Origin of the sequence: Marinobacter aromaticivorans (assembly GCF_002806975.1) — a bacterium.
In the GTDB taxonomy this organism is placed as follows: domain Bacteria; phylum Pseudomonadota; class Gammaproteobacteria; order Pseudomonadales; family Oleiphilaceae; genus Marinobacter; species Marinobacter aromaticivorans.
Genome location: NZ_NIHD01000003.1, coordinates 156,255 through 177,532 on the forward strand (window position 1 = coordinate 156,255; position 21,278 = coordinate 177,532).

Sequence of the window (21,278 nt, forward strand, 5' to 3'; positions counted from 1 at the left end):
CAGGGGCAAACCCGATGTTTGCCCCTGGCGTTATGTTGAGGTAATTAATCATGGAATTTATTAACAAGTTGCGCCGCTGGTGGCATTCTCCCGTCAGCCGGCGCGGTATGGTTGTGCTGGTGTCTGGTGTTGCAGGCATTGGCGGTGTTGCCAGTAATTTCCTCGGAGGCCCGGCGGGTCTTACCAGTGCACTCTGGTTGTTTGCAGCAGCCGTGGCGGGCACCGAGATTGCGTTGCGGGCGTTTGCGGCCCTGCGCGCCCGAATCATCAGTATTGAACTGCTGGTGACCATTGCTGCAGTAGGCGCCCTGTTTATTGGCGAGTACTGGGAGTCGGCCGCAGTCACCTTCCTGTTCGTGCTCGGAGGCTATCTGGAGGCGCGAACCCTGTCACGCACACGCTCGGCGCTTAAAGACCTGCTGGCGCTGGCGCCTACGGAGGTAACGGTTCTTCGGGGTGGGGGGGAAATCACCCTGGCCCCCCACGAAGTTATAAAAGGCGATACTGTAATAGTTCGCCCCGGTGGGCGCCTTGGTGTTGACGGTGTCATCCTCAGCGGCCAGGCTGCGATTGACGAAAGTGCAATCACCGGTGAACCTATACCCGCAGAGAAACAAAAAGGCGATACCGTGTTCGCCGGTACGGTGAGCCACGATGGCTATCTAGAGGTTCGGGCCGAAGGAGTGGGTGCGGATACTACCCTGGCGCGGATTATCCAGCGCGTTGAAGAGGCGCAGGAAGCCAAGGCTCCAACCCAGCGCATGATCGAGCGCTTTGCCAGTTGGTATACACCCGCGATTATTGTTATGGCCATTGGCGCCTATCTGATAACAAAGGATATTGCCCTGGCGTTGACGCTGCTGGTGATTGCCTGCCCGGGTGCGCTGGTTATATCCACGCCCATCTCGGTGATTGCCGGTATCGGTCGGGCGGCCCGCAGCGGCATTCTGATCAAAGGCGGTGAATACCTGGAGACAGCCGGTCGTATCCGCGCTGTGGCTTTCGATAAAACCGGTACCCTGACCGAAGGGCGCCCGGAGGTATTAACGGTCACACCGCTGCCTGGAATTCCGGCCCTGCCGGCAATGGCAGGTGAAGCTTCTCCCCGCATCCGGCTGCTGCATTGGGCGGCATTGGCGGAGAGTGGGTCTGAGCACCCGCTGGGAAGGGCGGTTGAACGCGCGCTGCCAGAGGACTATGTCGGCCCTCGTGTCGATGAATTCGAAACAGCGCCGGGTGGTGGTATCAGCGCCCAATGGCAGGACCAGCGTGTGGAAATTGGCAGCCCTGTGTGGCTCGAGACGCGGGTTAATGAGTGGCCGGAGGCTGCAAGGGTGGCTCTGGATGAAATCCGCGAACGTGGTGAAACCGTAGCCGCGGTGTCTGTGAACGGAGTGCTTGTGGGTCTGCTCGGGTTTGCTGACCGGCTGCGCCCTGAAGCTGCCGCTGCGCTGCAGCATCTGCGTGATAGCGGAGTGAAACGCCTGGTCATGCTGACCGGCGACCACCTGGCCAGCGCACAGCGTATCGCCCGTGAAGTAGGGATTGATGAAGTACATGCCGGGCTGTTGCCGGAGCAGAAACTTGAAGCCATCCAGAAGATACAGCGGGAAACCGGTGCCACCGCCATGGTCGGGGATGGCATCAACGACGCCCCCGCTCTGGCCACCGCAGATATCGGCATTGCCATGGGTGTTGCCGGAACCGACGTGGCCATCGAAAGTGCGGACATTGCACTGATGGCTGATGATCTGGGCAAGATAGCGGAAGCGGTAGGACTGGCGCGGGCCACCCTGAACAACATCCGCCAGAACGTCGTCATCGCACTGCTGACTGTGTTTGGTCTCCTGGCCGGAGTGTTTGCCAATGAGGTTCACATGGCAGGCGGCATGTTCATCCACCAGATTTCCGTGCTGGTGGTGGTCCTCAACGGCATGCGCCTGATGCGCGCTCGCCCCGCCTGGAAGCAGAGCCCGGCTCCCATGGCGCCACAGCGTGCCCGGGTAGCGTGACACCCCAACGCCGGAGAGGGTTCAGGCCTTCTCCGGCTTTTTTATTCGCGAAACCCGTGCCACCGTCTTCCGGTGGCACGTTCATTATCCACTGCTACACTTATTAATCACAGGAAGTCTTGCATCCTGATGGAGGACGCCCTATGACATCCAACAGCTTCAATACCCGCGATCAGCTCACAGTCGACGATAAGACCTATATTTTTCATAACCTTAATCGCATCGACGGCGTAAAACGGCTGCCCTACAGTCTGAAAGTCTTGCTGGAAAACCTGTTGCGTAACGAAGATGGCGAGCGCATTACCGCAGAGCAAATCAAAGCCCTGGTGGAGTGGCAGCCGAAGCATGTACAGGTGCAGGAAGTTCAATATACGCCGGCACGGGTGTTGATGCAGGATTTCACCGGTGTGCCATGTATCGTTGATTTGGTGGCCATGCGCGATGCAATTGGTGATCTGGGGGGGGATGCTCGCCGGATCAACCCGCTGATTCCCACCGAGTTGGTTATCGATCACTCCGTAATTGTTGATGTGTTCGGCCGACCGGACGCTTTTCGGACTAACGCCAACCTGGAATTCGAGCGTAACGCTGAGCGCTACCAACTGTTGCGCTGGGGTGCACAGACATTAGACGATTTTAAAGTTGTGCCGCCGGATACCGGCATCTGCCATCAGGTTAATCTCGAGTACCTTTCCCGGGTGGTGTTCACGCGAGATACGCCGGAAGGCACGCTTGCATACCCCGATACTCTGGTGGGTACCGACTCCCACACGCCTATGGTCAATGGTTTGGGTGTGCTTGGGTGGGGCGTGGGTGGTATTGAAGCAGAAGCTGCAATGCTGGGCCAGCCGGTCAGTATGCTGATGCCGGAGGTACTTGGTTTCAAACTCACCGGTGAATTACCGCCAGGTGCCACTGCAACGGATTTGGTGCTAACAGTAGCCGAGCTGTTGCGGCATACGGGCGTGGTGGGAAAATTTGTCGAGTTTTATGGCCCTGGCGTTGCCAATGTGCCACTGGCCAACCGTGCCACAATCGGCAACATGAGCCCGGAATACGGATCTACCTGTGCGATCTTTCCAATTGACGGGGAAACCCTCTCATACCTGCGTTTGACCGGCAGACCCGAACACCAGATCCGTTTGATAGAGGCCTATGCCAAAGAACAGGGTATGTGGCATGACCCGGTACGTGAAGCTGAGTACTCACAAACAGTTGAGCTTGATTTAGGCACAGTAGAGCCGTCATTGGCCGGCCCCAAGCGCCCGCAAGATCGCGTGCCTTTACGCATTGCACCGAATGCAGTGTGCGCACTGCTGGCGGGGGAGTCACAGTCTGATGCGCTCAAAATTGGTCTGGATGCGGCGTCTGCCTCGTCGTTTCCGGCCAGTGATCCGATTTCACTCGCCCACGATGATCCCAGTGATGCGCCGCGCCCACTGGCAGACGACAGTTGCGCCGCAACGTGGAAGCCCAGGCCGGTCCCTGTGACGCTGTCCAACGGACAACGCTTTGAAATCGACCACGGCTCGGTGGTCATTGCCGCTATTACCTCTTGCACGAATACGTCCAATCCTTCGGTGATGCTCGGGGCGGCACTGCTGGCAAAAAATGCCGTGGAGAAGGGACTGGTCACCCAGCCTTGGGTAAAAACCTCATTGGCGCCTGGCTCGCGGGTGGTCACCGATTACATTGAGCGTGCGGGGCTCACACCATACCTTGAGGCACTGGGTTTTCATCTGGTCGGCTATGGTTGCACCACGTGTATCGGCAACTCCGGGCCGCTGATCCCTGAGGTCAGCGCCGCCATCAACGACAACGACTTGACTGTGTGCTCAATGCTCTCCGGCAACCGCAACTTTGAAGGGCGGATCCATCCGGAAGTCCGGATGAATTTTCTTGCTTCGCCTCCACTGGTAGTCGCTTATGCGTTGGTCGGCAGTATGCATGTCAACCTGACGAGCGAGCCTCTGGGCATCGGGTCCGATGGTAAACCGGTTTACCTGCGCGATATCTGGCCGTCACCGCAAGCCGTTGAGGACGCAGTTACGGCAAACCTGCATGCGGAAATGTTTACCCAGGGCTATGCCGATGTTTACGCCGGCGATGAACATTGGCAAGGCATGGAGGTTCCAGAAGGCGATACCTTTGAATGGCAGCCAGAATCAACCTATGTGCGCAGGCCACCGTTCTTCGACGGCATCGGTCATACCCCGGAACCCTTAACCGATATCACCGATGCGCGAGTGCTGGCATTACTTGGCGATTCAGTGACCACCGACCACATCAGCCCGGCAGGCGCCATTGCGCCGGATTCGCCGGCCGGTCGTTATCTCACCGAACACGGCGTGGAACGCAAAGACTTCAACTCTTATGGGGCTCGCCGCGGCAATCACGAGGTAATGATTCGTGGCACCTTTGCCAACGTACGTTTGCGCAACCTGCTGGCTCCCGGCACTGAAGGCGGTTTCACCCGTAATTTCACTCAGGCTGATGGGCCGGTGACCACCATATACGAGGCTTCTGAGAATTATGCTGCAACTGGTACGCCTTTGATTATTCTGGCTGGTAAAGAATATGGTTCGGGTTCCTCTCGCGACTGGGCGGCCAAGGGCACCGCTTTGCTGGGTGTGCGTGCAGTGATAGCCGAGTCATACGAACGTATTCACCGTTCCAATTTGATCGGCATGGGCGTGATACCTCTACAGTTTCCGGAAGGGCAAAATGCCAAGACGCTCGGCTTAACCGGTGAAGAGGTCTTCACCATCACGGGTCTGGCTGGCACTAAGGTGCCAACTCATGAGGTGCGTGTAACGGCCACCAATCCACAGGGCCAGACTCAAACGTTCGATGCTGTTGTGCGTATCGACACTCCGGCCGAAGCCGACTACTACTTGCACGGGGGAATCCTGCCGTATGTGTTGCGGCAGTTGCTGGATCCTGCAGCCGGTCCTCAAAATCCCGGGCCTGGATAGGTCGTGGTTTTCCCGACATAACGCATGAGAGGATGTGATGCAAATCGGAATCATCGGTCTCGGCCGCATGGGCGGCAACATGGCGCAATGCCTCATGGCGGCGGGGCATGATGTGGTTGTGCATGATGGCGATGCTGCAGCACTGGAAAGGCTCGCAGCGCTTGGTGCCGAGCCTGCACAGACGCTTGACAGGCTGGTTGAATGTTTGACGAAGCCGCGAGTGGTCTGGTTGATGGTGCCCGCTACTGCTGTAGCGAATGTCATTACTACTTTGAGCCCCTTGCTCAGGCCCAGGGACATTCTCGTCGACGGTGGCAACTCCTATTACCGCGACACCCACTATCGAGCGGCAGAACTTGCGGAAAAGGGTATTGCCTTCGTCGATGTCGGCGTGTCCGGCGGTATCTGGGGTCGGGATCACGGATACTGTTTGATGATCGGCGGTGCCGACGCGCCTGTGACACGGCTGGTTCCGCTGTTTCGCGCCCTGGCTTCCGGTATTGGAGGCGGCATAGAGCCAAAGCCTTCGGGAAATGACATGGATACCGCCGGAGAAGGCTATCTTCACTGCGGTCCCCCCGGAGCTGGTCATTATGTGAAGATGGCGCACAACGCCATTGAATACGTGATCATGGCAGCCTATGCCGAGGGCTTCGAATTGCTTCGCCATGCCAGTCACGAGCAACAGAACTCCGGTGAGCGGTCCGCCTTCTGCGACGATCCGCAAGCCATCGAATACGATTTCGATCTTGCCAAAATTGCCCGGCTCTGGCGCCAGGGGTCGGTGATTCGTTCGTGGCTGCTTGATTTGGCTAGTGAGTCCCTGAACGTCGACCCCAGCCTTACCGCCTACGATGATAGGGTCGCGGATTCGGGAGAAGGGCGCTGGGCACTTCGAACAGCTATAGAGACAGAAGCAGCCACACCACTGCTGGCCCAGGCACTGTTCCAGCGCTTCACCAGCCGCGATCATGGGCGCTATGCCAATCGTCTACTATCAGCCATGCGCAACGCCTTTGGAGGGCATGGGGCGGGGTAAACGATCCTTCAGATGTGGTGCCGGCCATAAGAGCGGAGTTTTGACAAAGTTTAAATATCTCCTACGTTTGATTTAGTAGGTGGCTGCCAGATGAGGTCAGGTCGGTTGCCGATACTGGCCGGCTCCATGAAGCGATATGCTCCGAAATTTTTATCGGGTTGATTATGCAACAAGATGCAACAGCGTTGATTGCAGAGTACTGGGCCATTGGGCTTTTTATCATAGCCGTCATAGGCTTGTGCGCTTTCATGCTAGGTGTATCCGCACTGCTTGGTGGGCGCAGCAAAGGTCACAGCAAGGGGTTGCCCTTCGAAAGCGGGATCATCGGCAGGGGCAGTGCCCGCCAGCGTTTTTCCATTCAGTTTTATCTCGTTGCCATGCTCTTTGTGATTTTCGATATCGAAGCCGTGTTCCTGTTTGCCTGGGCCGTGTCCGTGCGGGAGGTAGGCTGGAGCGGATTTTGGGGTGCGGCAGTATTCATTTTCATTCTATTAGCGGGACTGGTTTATGACCGCCGTGTTGGTGCGCTGGACTGGGCGCCTTGAGGCAGTGACCGTCCGCATCGGGGAGGCAAGTCATGACATACACCCTGACACGGGTCGAAGACGCATTAGCGGCAGAAAACGCACGCTATCCTTTGGGTGAGCGTCAGCGTGTTGAAGATCCAATGCAACAGCAGGTGCACCGCAGCGTGTTCACCGGCAAGCTTGAAGAAGTGCTCAACTCGACAGTCAACTGGGGGCGCAAACACTCCTTGTGGCCCTATAATTTCGGGCTGTCCTGCTGTTATGTGGAAATGACCACGGCATTTACTTCGCCCCACGATATCGCGCGTTTCGGTGCCGAGGTCATCCGCGCCTCTCCGCGCCAGGCGGACTTCATGGTCATTGCCGGTACCTGTTTCATGAAGATGGCGCCAATTATTCAGCAACTCTACGACCAGATGCTTGAACCCAAATGGGTGATTTCCATGGGGTCCTGTGCCAACTCTGGGGGCATGTACGATATTTATTCGGTAGTGCAGGGTGTCGATAAGTTCCTGCCGGTAGATGTCTACGTGGCCGGCTGCCCGCCGCGTCCGGAGGCTTTTTTGCAGGGTTTGCAGTTGCTGCAGGATTCGATTCAGGAAGAGCGCCGGCCGCTATCCTGGGTGGTGGGTGATCAGGGCGTATACCGCGCCGAGATGCCGTCGCAGCGCGAGAAGCATCGCGACCGGCGTATTCAGGTGACGGAACTGCGCACGCCGGATGGTATCTGATGAGTGTTGTTAATCCCGAACTCCGTGCCACAGATCCTCCCGATCACCGGGTCGGCTTACTGACCGAACGGCTGAGAGACCAGTTTGGTGATCAGATATTGTGTGAACAGGCCACCTTGACGGGCATGCCGGTGTTTTGGGTGAGCCGGCGCGCGCTGGTGGAGGTGCTCACCGTGCTGCGCCAGCTACCCGAGCCGTTCGAGATGCTGTTTGACCTGTCCGCTATTGATGAGCGCTTGCGCAGTCGTCGTCATGGTTTGCCGGAGACGGATTTCACAGTGTTCTACCAGCTACTGTCGGTCTCGGGGAATCGGGACGTCATGCTCAAGGTGGCGCTTTCTGAACGCGACCTGTCGCTACCCACAGTGATCCCTGTTTACCGCAACGCCAACTGGTATGAACGCGAAGTCTGGGACATGTTCGGCATCCGCTTTGAAGGTCATCCCAACCTGTCTCGTATTCTGATGCCGCCTACCTGGAAGGGCCACCCGCTGCGTAAGGACCACCACGCCAGAGCCACGGAAGTTGATCCTTACAGCATGACCGTGGAGAGCCAGGAAACGGAACAGCAAGCACTACAGTTCAGGCCTGAAGACTGGGGCATGCAGCGCCAGAGCGACGATACCGAGTTCATGTTTCTCAATCTGGGGCCGAATCATCCCTCTGCTCATGGTGCATTTCGCATTGTGCTGCAGCTTGACGGCGAAGAGGTTATCGATTGCGTACCGGATATCGGCTACCACCATCGCGGTGCGGAAAAGATGGCTGAGCGCCAGTCCTGGCACAGCTTCATTCCCTATACGGACCGTATCGATTACGTCGGCGGTGTGATGAACAACCTGCCTTACGTACTGGCGGTGGAGAAGCTTGCCGGCATAAAGGTAACGGCGCGCATCCAGACGGTTCGGGTGATGATGTCTGAACTGTTTCGCATTACCAGTCATTTGCTGTTTCTGGGCACCTATCTGCAGGATCTCGGCGCCATGTCACCCGTTTTTTATGCCTTTACCGATCGCCAGAAAGGTTATGAGGTTATTGAGGCGATCACAGGCTTCCGGATGCACCCGGCCTGGTTTCGCATCGGTGGCCTGATGCAGGACCTGCCGAAAGGCTGGGACAGGCTGGTGCAGGGCTTTGTTGACTGGATGCCTGCCCGGCTTGATGAGTACGAGCGCGCGATGATGGACAACTCTCTGGTTCGCGATCGCACCAAGCATATTGCCGCCTTTGATACCGCCAACGCCCTGGCCTGGGGCGTCACCGGTCCGAACCTGCGCGCCACTGGCTGCAATTTCGACCTGCGCAAGCAGCGTCCGTATTCCGGCTATGAGAACTTCGATTTCGAAGTGCCGCTGGGTAACAACGGCGACGTATTCGACCGCGGCCAGTTACGCATTGAGGAAATGCGCCAGAGTGTGAAAATCCTCCAGCAGTGCGTTAATCACATGCCTGAAGGTGACTATAAGGCAGATCATCCGCTGACCACGCCGCCACCCCGGGAGCGCATGCTTGAGCACATCGAAACCCTGATTACTCATTTTTTACAGGTGTCCTGGGGGCCGGTGCTGCCCGCCAATGAATCGCTGCAGATGATTGAGGCCACCAAAGGTATCAACAGTTATTACCTGACCAGTGATGGCAGCACCATGAGCTACCGTACGCGCATTCGTACGCCGAGCTTTCCGCATCTGCAACAAATTCCCGAGCTGATGCGTGGTGGCTTTGTGCCGGATTTGATTGCGCACCTGGGCAGTATCGATTTTGTGATGGCTGACGTGGACCGCTGACTATGGGCAATACAGGTATGTCTGACTCCGGTATGTCGAAAGCTCAATCAGGCGTTGGTGCAGGCCGTCGTATCGCCACCGACGGTGACGGTTTCATCCTGCACCAGGATGACCGGCGCGCCATGCTCACCGAGCGGGATCATTATGAGCAGCCCCAGGCCGCGTGTATCGAGGCGCTCAAAATTGTTCAGCGACGTCACGGCTGGGTACCGGATGGCGCCATTGCGGCCATTGCCGAAACCCTGGGCGTCGGCACAGGAGAAGTCGAGGGGGTGGCGACCTTCTACAGCCTGATCTTTCGCCAGCCGGTGGGTCGGCATGTGATTCTGCTCTGTGACAGCAGTTCCTGTTTTCTCACCGGTTCTGAGGAGCTGAGTGCGGCCCTGAGCGAACGGCTTGGCATTCGTTTTGGCGAGACAACTGAAGACGGTCGTTTCACCCTGCTGCCGGTGTGCTGCCTGGGGGCCTGCGATCGCGGCCCGGCAATGATGATCGGCGACGATACCTTCGGCCCTGTTGCGGTGGACGATCTGGATGAACTTCTGGGGGCTTACTCATGATGGCGATACCTGGGGAATCACGGCTGCGCTATCACTGCCAATTGCGCCAGAGCGCCGGTGAGCGACGCGCTGACACGCATCCGCTGACCTGGCGGTTGCGGGAAGATGGCGCCCGTATCGGGCTTGATGAATATCGTGAAAAAGACGGCTATGAAGCGGCCATTCGCACGCTTGAAAAGTGCACACCGGGCGATGTGATTGGCACCATGAAAGAGGCCAATGTGCGTGGCCGGGGTGGCGGCGGTTTTTCCGCCGGGCTCAAGTGGAGCCTGACTCAGGTGGGAGATCATCTGCCCCGTGGCTACCTCATCTGCAATGCCGACGAGATGGAGCCGGGTACGTTCAAAGACCGGCTGTTGCTGGAGCAGCTGCCGCACCTGCTGATTGAAGGCATGATTATCGCCGCTTATGCCAACCGCTCCTGCTACGGCTATATTTTTCTGCGCAGCGAATACGTTGAGGCGGCGCGCTCCCTGGCCCTGGCCATCGGGGAAGCGCGAGAGGCAGGGCTGTTGGGGAAGGACGTTGCCGGCAGCGGCTTTGATTTCGATATAGCCTTGCATACCGGCGCCGGGCGCTACATCTGCGGTGAAGAAACTGCACTGATCAATTCCCTGGAAGGCAAGCGTGCCAATCCGCGAGCCAAACCCCCGTTTCCAGGCCAGTCGGGGGCCTGGGGCAAGCCGACGGTGGTCAACAATGTCGAGACCCTGTGCAACGCGCCGGGTGTAATGCAGCACGGTGTGGACTGGTATCGGGGGCTCTCCGGCGGGCGCAGCGAGGATGGGGGCACCAAACTTTACGGCGTGTCCGGGTTGGTCGAGCGCCCGGGGCTCTGGGAACTGCCCATCGGTACCCGTGGTCGGGAAATTCTTGATCGCGCTGGTGGTATGCGTGAGGGACATACGCTCAAGGCCTGGCTGCCCGGTGGTGGCAGTACCGGCTTCTTGCTGCCGGAACACCTGGATCTGCCCATGGATTTCGATACGATTGGTCAATATGGCAGCCGGCTGGGCACCGGGCTGATAGCGGTGGTCAGCAGGCGCCAGAGCATTGTTTCCCTGATGCGGAACCTTGAACAGTTCTTCGCCCGGGAGTCCTGTGGCTGGTGTACGCCTTGTCGTGATGGATTGCCCTGGACGGTAAAGATTCTTCAGGCCCTGGAGCGCGGTGAAGGTAAGCCGGATTATATCGAAATACTCGAGCAGCATACCGTAGGACTGAACCCAGCCCGCACCTTCTGTGCCCATGCGCCCGGGGCGATGATGCCGCTGGAATCGGCGCTCCGTCATTTCCGGGCAGAGTTCGAGGCGGGCATTGCACAGGCTTCACTGGAAGGGGTGGGCTGATGGCGACGATTCACGTAGACGGCAAGAGCTATGAGGTGGATGGGTCCGACAACCTGCTGCACGCCTGCCTGTCTCTGGGGCTCGACATTCCCTACTTTTGCTGGCACCCGGCCATGGACAGTATCGGCGCCTGCCGCCAGTGCGCAGTTAAACAGTACAAGGACAAGGACGACAGCCAGGGCAAAATTGTCATGTCCTGCATGACGCCCGCTACGGATAATAGCTGGATATCCATCGACGACGAGGAAGCCAGGACCTTTCGGGCCGCCGTGGTGGAGTGGCTGATGACCTATCACCCGCATGACTGCCCGGTCTGCGAAGAGGGGGGGCATTGTCATCTTCAGGATATGACGGTGATGACCGGCCACGACCGGCGCCGTTACAGTTTCCGCAAACGTACGCACCGCAATCAGTATCTCGGGCCGTTCATTGCCCACGAGATGAACCGCTGCATCAACTGCTATCGGTGTGTGCGCTTCTACAACGATTACGCCGGTGGCAAAGATCTCGGTGTTTTTGGTTCGAACAACAACCTGTATTTCGGGCGCCATCAGGAAGGTGTTCTGGAAAGCCCGTTTTCCGGCAATCTGAGTGAAGTCTGCCCCACCGGCGTGTTTACCGATCAAACCCACTCTGATCGCTACGTCCGCAAGTGGGACATGCTCTTTGCGCCCAGCGTCTGCCACCAGTGTGCTGTGGGTTGCAATACCAGCCCGGGGGAGCGTTATGGCGAAATCCGCCGCATCGAAAATCGCTACAACGGCGAGGTCAACCGCTATTTTCTGTGCGATCGCGGGCGTTTCGGTTATGGCTACGTCAATCGCATTGATCGGCCGCGACAGCCGGAATGGCGGAACGATGGGCATGGTGAGCAGGCGGGTGACACTACCATTCTGGAGGTGGATCCGGCACTGGACCGCGGTGCGGACCTACTGCGCAGCGCCCGGCGTGTCATCGGCATCGGCTCGCCCCGGGCCAGTCTGGAAAGCAATCATCAACTGATTGAGTTGGTCGGTCGGAACAATTTCTCCAGTGGCGTCGCCGCCCGTGAGCTGGACTGCCTTAAGCGTATGGCCGAGTTGGAGGCGTCCTGTGGGCTGCCGGTTCCCACGCTGCGTGAGGTGGAAACGCACGACGCGGTGCTGGTACTGGGAGAGGACCTGTTACACAGTGCCGCACGCCTGGCACTGGCGGTACGCCAGGCGGTGCTTGCCCGGCGCGACACTCTGGCGAAAGCGCGGGGCATTCCCACGTGGAACGCCGCTGCCGTCAAAACGCTGGCTCAGGACAGTCGGTATCCGCTGTACATCGCTTATCCGGCTAGCACCGAACTCGACCAGATCAGTGCCGGTAGCTGGAACCTGGCGCCTGCCGATATCGCTCGCCTGGGTTTTGCCATTGCCCATGCGATCGACGCCAATGCCCCCGAGGTGACGGATCTGGATACCACCCTTGGGGCGGCAGCAAAAACGGTGGCCGCGCAATTGCTGGCGGCGGACCGGCCGCTGGTGATCAGCGGTGGTTCGTTGCAATCCATTCAGGTGCTCGATGCTGCGGGCAGCATTGCCCGGGCGCTGTCTCGGCGTACTCGGCGCGGCGGCCTTACGCTGGTGCGCCGGGAAGCCAACAGCACCGGCACTGCCATGTTGGGCGGTCGGTCGCTGGAGTGGGCTCTGGATGAGATCGTCGAAGGCCGTGCGGATGCGCTTGTGGTGGTGGAAAACGACCTGTACGCCCGGTTGCCGGAAGTGCGCGTTGAGGCAGCATTGAATGCTGCAACTACATTGGTAGTGCTGGATCATCAGCGTACGCGCACCTGGCAACAGGCACGGCTCGGCCTGCCTGCGGCCAGTTTTGCCGAGGCAGACGGCACGCTGGTGAACCTGGAGGGGCGAGCCCAGCGTTTCTTCCAGGTTTTCGACCCGCGCTATCTGCGCCCGGAGTGTCGCATCCACGAAAGCTGGCGCTGGCTGCATGCCTTGCGCGCCAGCCTTGTTCGGGCCAATAAATCCCCCATCACTCTGGATGAGGCTACCGAGGCCTGCGCCCGGAGTTATCCGGCACTGGCCGATATCGTAGCTGCGGCGCCGGGAGCGGATTATCGCGTCGAGGGCGTCAAACTGGCCCGGGCACCGCACCGTTACAGTGGGCGGACCTCTATGCGTGCCAATATCGCGATAAGCGAGCCACGCACTCCCCGGGACCCGGATACGCCCTTCAGCTTTTCTATGGAGGGTTTCAGCGGCTTCGAACCACCGCGTATGGAGGTGCCGTTTGCCTGGGCCCCAGGCTGGAACTCGCATCAAGCCTGGAACAAGTTTACCGATGAAGTGGGCGGGCATCTGCGTGCGGGCGATCCGGGTGTACGTCTGGTTGCGCCGCGCCCCGGTGCCTATGGTTATGCCAGCGATATCCCAGCGGCCTTTGAACCACGCCAGGATCGCTGGCAGCTAGTGCTGTTGCCGCGGCTGTTTGGCGGTGAGGAAACCTCTGCCCGCTCTGCGCCAATTGAGGAACGCGCCATGGCACCAGGCGAAGCGCCGGGCATTGGTTTGTGCGCTGATGATGCCGCGCGGCTGGGGCTGGAGCAGGGTGCATGGCTGACCCTGGAAACAGACTCAGCGGCTCTGAATCTGACCCTGCCGCTGCGTTGCGATCAGTGCTTGCCGAAAGGTCTGGTGAGTTTGCCAGCAGGGATTTCCAGCGCCTTCAGCAGTGGCGACTGGGTACGACTCAGCGTCTCGGATGCAGCGCCGGGCGCAGCTTCAAGCCATGAGGAGGCACCCTCATGAGCCGGACGATAGCGAACTTGCGGCCTGAGTGGTTGACCCCGGAGGTGATGGCCATCGCCGTGGCCATGTTGCAGGCGCTGGTCATTTTGCTGGCAGCGGTGCTGGTGGGCGCGATTCTCACGGTTGTTGAGCGTCGCTTGCTGGGCTGGTGGCAGGATCGCTACGGCCCCAACCGGGTCGGCCCCTTCGGCGTGCTGCAACTGGTCGCCGATATGATCAAGATCTTCTTCAAGGAAGACTGGATACCGCCTTTTGCCGACAAAACGCTCTTTGTACTGGCACCGGCCATTGCCATGGCATCGCTGTTGTTGTCGTTCATGATTATTCCCATTACGCCGGGCTGGGGCGTGGCGAACTGGAATATCGGCCTGTTGTTTTTCCTGGCCATGGGCGGCATTAACGTCTATTCGGTTCTGCTGGGAGGATGGGCGAGTGCCAACAAATATGCGCTAATCGGCGCCATGCGATCTTCGGCTCAGACCATCTCCTATGAGGTGTTCATGGGTTTGTCGCTGATGGGTGTCGTTGCCATGGCTGGCTCTTTTAATCTGCGCGAGATCGTCGACGCGCAGCAGGGGCTGTGGTACATCGTGCCCCAGTTTCTGGGCTTCTGTAATTTTTTGATCGCCGGCTTCGCGGTGGTGCATCGCCACCCTTTCGACCAGCCAGAGGCGGAACAAGAACTGGCAGATGGCTACCACATCGAATACTCCTCCATGAAGTTCGGCATGTTTTTCATCGGCGAATACGTTGGCATGCTGCTGGTCTCGGCGCTGGTGGTGACATTGTTTTTCGGTGGCTGGCATGGGCCGGTGTTGCCACCCATTTTCTGGTTTGTGCTCAAAACCAGCTTTTTTTTAATGCTGTTTATTCTGGTGCGAGCCTCTCTGCCCCGGCCGCGTTACGACCGGGTGATGACCTTTGGCTGGATTGTCTGTCTGCCGCTGACGCTGATTAACCTGCTGGTGACCGGCGGGGTGATTCTGCTGGCCGCGCCGGGCTAAGAGCGTTCGAATCGATTGTTAACAAGGAGCAACTGCTATGTACAAGGGACTTTTGCAAGGTACCTGGTCGCAATTGCGCACTTTGGGCATGATTTTCATGCACGGTTTTCGCAAGCGTGAAACCGTCAATTATCCTGAAGAAGAGGTCTATCTGTCGCCGCGTTATCGCGGCCGCATTGTGCTTACCCGGGATCCGGACGGCGAGGAGCGCTGCGTGGCCTGCAACCTGTGCGCCGTGGCCTGTCCGGTGGACTGCATCTCGCTGCAGAAGGGTGAGAAGGATGACGGCCGGTGGTACCCGGAATTCTTCCGCATCAATTTTTCGCGCTGCATATTTTGCGGCATGTGTGAAGAGGCTTGCCCGACGTCGGCAATCCAGCTGACCCCGGACTTTGAGATGGGCGAATACAAACGCCAGGAACTGGTTTACGAAAAAGAAGATTTGCTGATCAATGGCCCGGGCAAGGATCACAACTACAATTTCTACAAGGTGGCAGGTATGGCCATCGCCGGTAAGGACAAGGGGCAGGGAGAGGCAGAGGACAAACCGATCGATGTCACCACACTGCTTCCCTGACGTTGCATGACCGGCAGCACCTTGTTGGTGTTGCAGTGCCGGACAGGGGAGTAAAGGGAGGGAACATGGAGCTTGCATTTTACCTGAGTGGTCTGGTCGCAGTGCTGGCAACTCTGGGCGTTATAAGCAATCACAACCCGGTGCATGGGGTGCTGTATCTGGTGGTGTCGCTGTTAGCGGTGGCCATGGTTTTCTTTGCCCTGGGCGCGCCCTTTGCGGGAGCGCTTGAGATCATCGTCTACGCCGGAGCGATCATGGTTCTGTTCGTATTCGTGGTGATGATGCTTAACCTGGGCCAGGCGGCAGTCGCCCAGGAGCGCATCTGGCTGCAGCCTGCCACCTGGCTGGGGCCGTCGCTGCTCGCGACCGTCTTGCTGGTGACGCTGATCGGTACGCTGTGGCGCGGCGATGCCGGTATGCTTGTGCAGGGCGACGTGCTGAGTGCCAAGCAGGTCGGCATGATTCTGTTTGGCCCCTGGCTACTGGTGGTGGAACTGGGCGCTTTGCTCCTTCTGGCAGCGCTGGTCACAGCCTCTCATGTCGGGCGTCAGCGCCTGCAGGCCCCGGGCTCAGAGACTGACAAGGAGGCTCCATGAATGGTGTACCCATGGAACATGGCCTGGTGTTGGCGGCTATTCTGTTTGCGCTCGGGCTGGCGGGCCTGATGTTCAGGCGCAACATGATCTTTGTGCTGATGAGCCTTGAGATCATGCTCAACGCCGCTGGACTGGCCTTTATTGTCGCCGGTGCGGGCTGGCAGCAGCCAGAAGGTCAGGTCATGTATCTGCTGGTGATCATGCTGGCTGCGGCGGAAGCCAGCGTCGGCCTGGCGCTGCTGATTCAACTGCACCGGCGCTTCAAGTCTCTGGATATTGATGCGGTTAGCAGGATGCGCGGATGATGCAGGTACTAACGTCACTGTTTCCCATGGCTGTGCTGTTGCCGCTGACTTTCCTGCTGCCCCTGGCGGGAACGCTGATACTGGCGTTTTCCCGGGGCACGCTTGGTTACCGCGCCAGTGCCCTGGTGGGTGTGGGCAGCGTAGGGCTCTCTGCCCTGGTCACCGTACTGCTGGTGGTGGGTTTTGACGCCACCAGCCCGCCTCAAGTTATCACTCTATGGACCTGGATATCCGTGGGGGAGTTCCAGCCCGGCATAGGGTTGGCCCTTGACGGGCTGTCTTTGACCATGCTCGGCATTATTACCGGCGTAGGCTTTCTGATTCATCTGTTCGCCGCCTGGTACATGCGCGGTGAGGAAGGCATTACGCGCTTTTATACCTACATGAACCTGTTCGTGTTCAGCATGGTGCTGTTGGTGCTGGGCGACAACCTGCTGCTGTTGTTCCTGGGCTGGGAAGGGGTCGGCATGTGCAGCTATCTGCTCATTGGCTACTACTACCGGGACAATGCCAATGGCTGGGCGGGGTTCAAGGCTTTTATCATCACCCGCATCGGCGATGTGTTCCTGGCCATCGGCATGTTTCTGTTGTTCGCTAAACTTGGCACCCTCGACATTGCCAGGATTCTCTCTCTGGCACCGCAGGTGTGGCACAACGGTGACGCAACGGTAGAGTTGGCGGCATTTTTACTGCTGGGCGGAGCGGTGGGCAAGTCTGCCCAGCTGCCACTACACACCTGGCTTGCCGACGCCATGGCGGGCCCTACACCTGTGTCGGCGCTGATCCACGCTGCGACCATGGTAACCGCCGGGGTTTATTTGATCGCGCGCATGCATGGCGTGTTTGAGCTGGCGCCCGCGGCGCTTTACCTGACCGGCGTGATCGGCGCCCTGACACTGTTAATGGCGGGCTTCGCGGCACTGGCCCAGACCGATATAAAGCGAGTGTTGGCTTATTCCACCATGAGCCAGATCGGCTACATGTTCCTGGCGCTGGGTGTCGGTGCCTTTGACGCTGCGGTGTTCCATCTGATGACCCATGCCTTCTTCAAGGCGCTGCTGTTCCTGTCTGCCGGGGCGGTGATCATCAGCTGTCATCACGAACAGGACATACGTCGCCTGGGCGGGCTCTGGCGCAGGCTGCCGCTGGCTTATCTGGGGTTTGTCGTCGGCGGTGCAGCCCTGGTGGCCTTGCCCCTGGTCACCGCGGGTTTCTACAGCAAGGATGAGATTCTCTGGCAGGCGCTGGCGGCAGATCGCCAGGGCTTGCTGATGGCCGGGCTGATCGGCGCTTTCCTGACCTCGCTTTACACCCTGCGCCTGATTATTGGCATTTTCCATGGCCAGATGAAAAGTGACGGCGCCCGCGAGGCCAAAGCAGGGCAGGGCCTGGCCCACGGTCTGCCGCTGGTGGTTCTGGCATTGCTTTCGACATGGCTGGGCGCCTGGATTACGCCGCCACTGGGCGGGGTCTTGCCTGCCGGCCCCGGTGCGAGCGTGCAAACGGGGCACACCGCGCTCGAGCTGATCGCGTCGGCTACGGCGCTGATCGGCCTTGGCCTTGGGGCCTGGTTGTTTGTAGTCAGGCGCGATTGGCTCGCGCGCATGACTCGGCAGGGGGTGGGTGCCTGGTTGTGGGCCTGCTGGCATCTCGCCTGGGGCTTCGACATAGCCTTTGACTGGTTGCTGGTGCGGCCTTGGCGGGGCCTGGTGCGAGTGTTGCGAGGCGATCTGTTCGACGCCTTCTTCCGCTTGATCGCTCAGGCCCTGCGCACTCTGCATTTCGGGCTGTCCCGGACGCAGACCGGCAAGCTGCGCGGCTATGCTGCCACCATGGTGGTTGGCTCTACGCTGATTTTATTAAGCCTGGCGCTGGTGTTTTAGGGGCTATGCGAAACCCCGGTAAGGAGATGCGACACTTATGATACTGGTGTGGTTAATTGTGATCCCTTTTGCTGGTGGGCTCTTGTGCTGGCAGATGGAGCGGCTCGGTGACCGGCCGACGCGTTCAATTGCGCTGGTCACCATGCTGGTTGAGCTATTGATGTCGCTGTGGCTGTGGGCTCGGCTCGACTTCCAGCTACCGGCACTTGACGGCTCCGGCGCTCAATGGGCGCTGGAGTTTCGTGTGACCTGGATCGAGCGTTTTGGCATCGACTTCCATCTTGCCCTGGATGGCTTGTCACTGGTGTTGATTGTGCTGACTGCCTTTCTCGGTGTTTTGGCAGTGCTGTGTTCCTGGAACGAGATTGTTCGCCGGATTGGTTTCTTCCATCTCAATCTTCTGTGGATTCTTGCAGGCGTTGTCGGTGTGTTCCTGGCCATTGATCTGTTCCTGTTTTTCTTCTTCTGGGAGCTGATGCTGGTGCCGATGTACTTCCTGATTGCGCTGTGGGGCCATAGTGGCTCGAAGGGTAAAACCCGCATCGGCGCGGCGACCAAATTTTTCATTTACACTCAGGCCAGCGGGCTGCTGATGCTGGTCTCCATCCTGGGATTGGTATTTGCCCACCACGCAAGCACCGGCGAGTATTCGTTCAGTTATCAGGTACTGCTGGAGACGACACTGTCGCCGACGCTTTCCCGGTGGCTGATGCTGGGTTTCTTTATTGCCTTCGCGGTCAAGTTGCCGGTGGTACCGCTGCACGGCTGGCTGCCGGACGCTCATGCCCAGGCACCTACCGCTGGCAGTGTGGACCTGGCGGGCATCCTGCTCAAAACCGCCGCTTACGGCTTGCTGCGTTTCGCCTTGCCGTTGTTTCCGGAGGCCTCTCAGGCATTCGCGCCCATCGCTATGGGGCTTGGATTGCTGGGAATCTACTACGGCGCGGCACTGGCCTGTGGTCAGCAGAACGTCAAACGCTTCATCGCCTATACCAGTATCGCCCACATGGGATTTGTACTGATCGGTATCTATTCCGGATCTGCGCTGGCCCTGCAGGGTGTGGTGGTGCTTATGCTGGCCCACGCCTTTTCTGCAGCGGGGCTTTTTATCCTCAGCGGACAACTGTACGAGCGTCTGCATACCCGGGAACTTGGCAAGATGGGCGGGCTGTGGAATCGATTGGGTAGTCTGCCGGGGTTCTGGCTGTTTTTTATAGCCGCCTCGCTGGGTATACCGGTTACGGCCAACTTCGTTGGTGAGTTCATGGTGCTGTTCGGCACCTTCCCGACAGCACCCTGGGTGGTAATCACCGCCAGTTTTGGCCTGGTGTTGGCGGCGGTTTATTCCCTGATCCTGATGCAGCGGGTGCACTATGGCCCGCCACGCAGCGAGACGCCGCTCAAGGGGCTTGATTCCCGGGAATTTGCCATGATGCTGAGCATCGTCGCGCTGCTGATATGGCTTGGCATATATCCCCAGCCGTTGCTTGATACCACTGAAACCACCATGGATGAGGTACATCGGTTGTTCGAGCCCTCCAGTACCCCGGTGCCGGGCGTTTCTGCTGAGCCGGGTGCGGCCATCACGCTCACGTGGGAGGCCCGCTGATGCCCTTTGCTGCCCTTGTCGCTTATCTGCCAATGATTCTGGTGGCCGCGACGGCGGTTGCGGTGATGCTTGGCATCGCCTGGCGCCGCGAGCACACCGTAACGGTTGCGGCCAGCGTTCTGGGCCTGGTGCTGGCTCTGATCGCCCAGGCATTTGCCTGGCGCGTGATTCCTGTGCAGACGCCGCTGCTCTCCTTCGATGGTCTTGCGGTATTAGCGGGGCTTTTGATCCTGGCGTCAACTCTGGTATGCGCCATCCTGTCTCACGCCTACCTTGAGTCCTTTCACGGCGCCCGCGAGGAGTTCTATGTGCTGCTGCTGTGTGCGGCGGCAGGGGGCCTGGTACTGGCGGCGAGTCGGCACCTGGCCAGTCTGTTTGTTGGCCTGGAGCTGTTATCCATGCCGCTCTATGGAATGCTGGCCTACGCTTTTCATGAACAGCGCTCGCTGGAAGCTGGCATCAAGTACCTGGTTCTTTCCGCCGCCGCCAGCGCTTTTTTACTGTTTGGTATGGCTCTGCTCTATGCTCAGACGGGTGAGCTACGGATCGGCCTTCTGATGGCCGGCCTGAATGATGGCCTGGGCCTCTGGGGTCTGGCGGGCATTGGTCTGTTGCTGGTGGGGCTGGGTTTCAAACTTTCGGTGGTGCCGTTTCATTTATGGACTCCCGACGTATACGAGGGTGGCCCGGGGCCGGCCACGACCTTTCTGGCCACTGCCAGCAAGGTGGCGGTATTCGCGCTGTTGCTGCGGCTGATGCTGTCGGCGCCAGTGGTGCAAGGCGACTGGCTGCGTTCGGTGCTCACGGGATTGGCATTGGCCAGCATGCTGGTGGGTAATCTTCTGGCGCTGACCCAGTCTAACCTCAAGCGTATCCTGGGTTATTCCTCGATTGCCCATTTCGGCTACCTGCTCATCGCGCTGGTGGTCGCGGATGGTCTGGCAGCGGAAACGACAGGGGTTTATCTGATCACCTACGTGCTGAGCACGCTGGCGGCGTTCGGCGTGGTCATCCTGGTATCGAGCACTACCGGTGGCGAAGACGTGGCGGCACTGCACTACTATCGCGGCCTGTTCTGGCGGCGTCCTTTTCTGACGGCCGTGCTTACTGTAGCCATGCTGTCACTGGCAGGAATTCCGGCAACCGTCGGCTTCATCGGCAAATTCTATCTCATCGCCCTGGGCGTTGAAGCCCAGCGCTGGTGGCTGGTGGGCGGTATTATTCTTGGCAGCGCCATCGGGCTTTATTACTACCTGAGGGTCACAATCACGCTGTTTCTGGTGGAACCGGGAATGCGGCGTCGCGACGCATCCGACGACTGGGGCGTGCGGGCCGGGGGCGTGGTGGTGCTTGCGGTAGCGGTGCTGGTGATACTGCTGGGACTCTACCCCTCGCCGATGATCGAGCTTGCGCGGGTCCTTGGTGGAATAGCTATTCGCTGATGCCTCTCCCTCGGCTCTGGTATTCCAATAGCGAAGGATCCAATATGGGACTTAAAGGGATAATCATGACACGACCTACCAGCAGAGGAG

General features: G+C 59.0%; 16 protein-coding genes. All 16 read left to right on the top strand.

Going from position 1 to position 21,278, the window contains the following annotated elements:
- Positions 1–50 precede the first annotated feature (50 nt).
- The 16 genes from CDH48_RS05895 to nuoN all read left to right on the top strand — a co-directional run bounded on the left by CDH48_RS05895 (position 51) and on the right by nuoN (position 21,188).
- A complete protein-coding gene (locus CDH48_RS05895) occupies positions 51–2,012 on the top strand; it encodes a heavy metal translocating P-type ATPase (RefSeq protein WP_100687812.1) in 1,962 nt (653 codons plus the stop codon).
- A gap of 143 nt (positions 2,013–2,155) precedes the next feature.
- Positions 2,156–4,987 carry an aconitate hydratase gene (gene acnA / locus CDH48_RS05900; RefSeq protein ID WP_100687813.1) on the top strand — a complete coding sequence of 944 codons (2,832 nt, stop codon included), beginning with the start codon at positions 2,156–2,158 and terminating at the stop codon, positions 4,985–4,987.
- A 37-nt stretch (positions 4,988–5,024) separates the two neighbouring features.
- Positions 5,025–6,026: a phosphogluconate dehydrogenase (NAD(+)-dependent, decarboxylating) gene (gnd, locus tag CDH48_RS05905; protein ID WP_100687814.1), complete on the top strand. Its 1,002-nt coding sequence runs from the start codon at positions 5,025–5,027 to the stop codon at positions 6,024–6,026.
- 164 nt (positions 6,027–6,190) lie between these two features.
- Entirely contained in the window at positions 6,191–6,571 is a 381-nt protein-coding gene (gene ndhC, locus CDH48_RS05910; protein ID WP_100687815.1) for an NADH-quinone oxidoreductase subunit A, read from the top strand.
- 32 nt (positions 6,572–6,603) lie between these two features.
- On the top strand, positions 6,604–7,284 hold the full coding sequence (locus CDH48_RS05915; RefSeq protein WP_100687816.1) for a NuoB/complex I 20 kDa subunit family protein: 681 nt from the start codon (positions 6,604–6,606) through the stop codon (positions 7,282–7,284).
- Positions 7,284–9,071 (top strand): NADH-quinone oxidoreductase subunit C/D, encoded by a 1,788-nt coding sequence (nuoC, locus tag CDH48_RS05920; RefSeq protein WP_100687817.1) that lies wholly within the window; start codon positions 7,284–7,286, stop codon positions 9,069–9,071. The genes CDH48_RS05915 and nuoC overlap by 1 nt, the downstream gene beginning before the upstream one ends.
- Before the next feature lie 32 nt (positions 9,072–9,103).
- Positions 9,104–9,631: an NADH-quinone oxidoreductase subunit NuoE gene (gene nuoE, locus CDH48_RS05925; protein ID WP_100688089.1), complete on the top strand. Its 528-nt coding sequence runs from the start codon at positions 9,104–9,106 to the stop codon at positions 9,629–9,631.
- A complete protein-coding gene (locus CDH48_RS05930) occupies positions 9,628–10,980 on the top strand; it encodes an NADH-ubiquinone oxidoreductase-F iron-sulfur binding region domain-containing protein (RefSeq protein ID WP_100687818.1) in 1,353 nt (450 codons plus the stop codon). Before nuoE ends, CDH48_RS05930 begins: the two co-directional genes overlap by 4 nt.
- Positions 10,980–13,772: an NADH-quinone oxidoreductase subunit NuoG gene (gene nuoG / locus CDH48_RS05935; RefSeq protein ID WP_100687819.1), complete on the top strand. Its 2,793-nt coding sequence runs from the start codon at positions 10,980–10,982 to the stop codon at positions 13,770–13,772. Before CDH48_RS05930 ends, nuoG begins: the two co-directional genes overlap by 1 nt.
- Positions 13,769–14,776, top strand: coding sequence for an NADH-quinone oxidoreductase subunit NuoH (nuoH, locus tag CDH48_RS05940; RefSeq protein ID WP_100687820.1), 1,008 nt, complete (start codon positions 13,769–13,771; stop codon positions 14,774–14,776). The genes nuoG and nuoH overlap by 4 nt, the downstream gene beginning before the upstream one ends.
- 37 nt (positions 14,777–14,813) lie before the next feature.
- Positions 14,814–15,353, top strand: a complete 540-nt coding sequence (gene nuoI, locus CDH48_RS05945; protein ID WP_100687821.1) for an NADH-quinone oxidoreductase subunit NuoI — start codon at positions 14,814–14,816, stop codon at positions 15,351–15,353.
- Between the two features lie 65 nt (positions 15,354–15,418).
- The gene (gene nuoJ / locus CDH48_RS05950; protein WP_100687822.1) at positions 15,419–15,949 is read left to right on the top strand and encodes an NADH-quinone oxidoreductase subunit J; all 531 of its coding nucleotides are present in this window, start codon (positions 15,419–15,421) and stop codon (positions 15,947–15,949) included.
- On the top strand, positions 15,946–16,254 hold the full coding sequence (gene nuoK, locus CDH48_RS05955; protein WP_100687823.1) for an NADH-quinone oxidoreductase subunit NuoK: 309 nt from the start codon (positions 15,946–15,948) through the stop codon (positions 16,252–16,254). Before nuoJ ends, nuoK begins: the two co-directional genes overlap by 4 nt.
- Positions 16,254–18,137, top strand: a complete 1,884-nt coding sequence (gene nuoL, locus CDH48_RS05960) for an NADH-quinone oxidoreductase subunit L (RefSeq protein ID WP_100688090.1) — start codon at positions 16,254–16,256, stop codon at positions 18,135–18,137. Before nuoK ends, nuoL begins: the two co-directional genes overlap by 1 nt.
- Before the next feature lie 37 nt (positions 18,138–18,174).
- Entirely contained in the window at positions 18,175–19,746 is a 1,572-nt protein-coding gene (nuoM, locus tag CDH48_RS05965; protein ID WP_100687824.1) for an NADH-quinone oxidoreductase subunit M, read from the top strand.
- Positions 19,746–21,188 (top strand): NADH-quinone oxidoreductase subunit NuoN, encoded by a 1,443-nt coding sequence (gene nuoN / locus CDH48_RS05970; protein ID WP_100687825.1) that lies wholly within the window; start codon positions 19,746–19,748, stop codon positions 21,186–21,188. The genes nuoM and nuoN overlap by 1 nt, the downstream gene beginning before the upstream one ends.
- The last annotated feature ends 90 nt before the right edge of the window (positions 21,189–21,278 follow it).

Coding starts and splice junctions, on each gene's coding strand:
- nuoM (WP_100687824.1), top strand. CDS start 18,175: ATGATACTGGTGTGGTTAATTGTGATCCCTTTTGCTGGTGGGCTCTTG.
- CDH48_RS05895 (WP_100687812.1), top strand. CDS start 51: ATGGAATTTATTAACAAGTTGCGCCGCTGGTGGCATTCTCCCGTCAGC.
- nuoG (WP_100687819.1), top strand. CDS start 10,980: ATGGCGACGATTCACGTAGACGGCAAGAGCTATGAGGTGGATGGGTCC.
- nuoH (WP_100687820.1), top strand. CDS start 13,769: ATGAGCCGGACGATAGCGAACTTGCGGCCTGAGTGGTTGACCCCGGAG.
- gnd (WP_100687814.1), top strand. CDS start 5,025: ATGCAAATCGGAATCATCGGTCTCGGCCGCATGGGCGGCAACATGGCG.
- nuoJ (WP_100687822.1), top strand. CDS start 15,419: ATGGAGCTTGCATTTTACCTGAGTGGTCTGGTCGCAGTGCTGGCAACT.
- nuoL (WP_100688090.1), top strand. CDS start 16,254: ATGCAGGTACTAACGTCACTGTTTCCCATGGCTGTGCTGTTGCCGCTG.
- ndhC (WP_100687815.1), top strand. CDS start 6,191: ATGCAACAAGATGCAACAGCGTTGATTGCAGAGTACTGGGCCATTGGG.
- acnA (WP_100687813.1), top strand. CDS start 2,156: ATGACATCCAACAGCTTCAATACCCGCGATCAGCTCACAGTCGACGAT.
- nuoK (WP_100687823.1), top strand. CDS start 15,946: ATGAATGGTGTACCCATGGAACATGGCCTGGTGTTGGCGGCTATTCTG.
- nuoI (WP_100687821.1), top strand. CDS start 14,814: ATGTACAAGGGACTTTTGCAAGGTACCTGGTCGCAATTGCGCACTTTG.
- CDH48_RS05915 (WP_100687816.1), top strand. CDS start 6,604: ATGACATACACCCTGACACGGGTCGAAGACGCATTAGCGGCAGAAAAC.
- nuoN (WP_100687825.1), top strand. CDS start 19,746: ATGCCCTTTGCTGCCCTTGTCGCTTATCTGCCAATGATTCTGGTGGCC.
- nuoE (WP_100688089.1), top strand. CDS start 9,104: ATGTCGAAAGCTCAATCAGGCGTTGGTGCAGGCCGTCGTATCGCCACC.
- CDH48_RS05930 (WP_100687818.1), top strand. CDS start 9,628: ATGATGGCGATACCTGGGGAATCACGGCTGCGCTATCACTGCCAATTG.
- nuoC (WP_100687817.1), top strand. CDS start 7,284: ATGAGTGTTGTTAATCCCGAACTCCGTGCCACAGATCCTCCCGATCAC.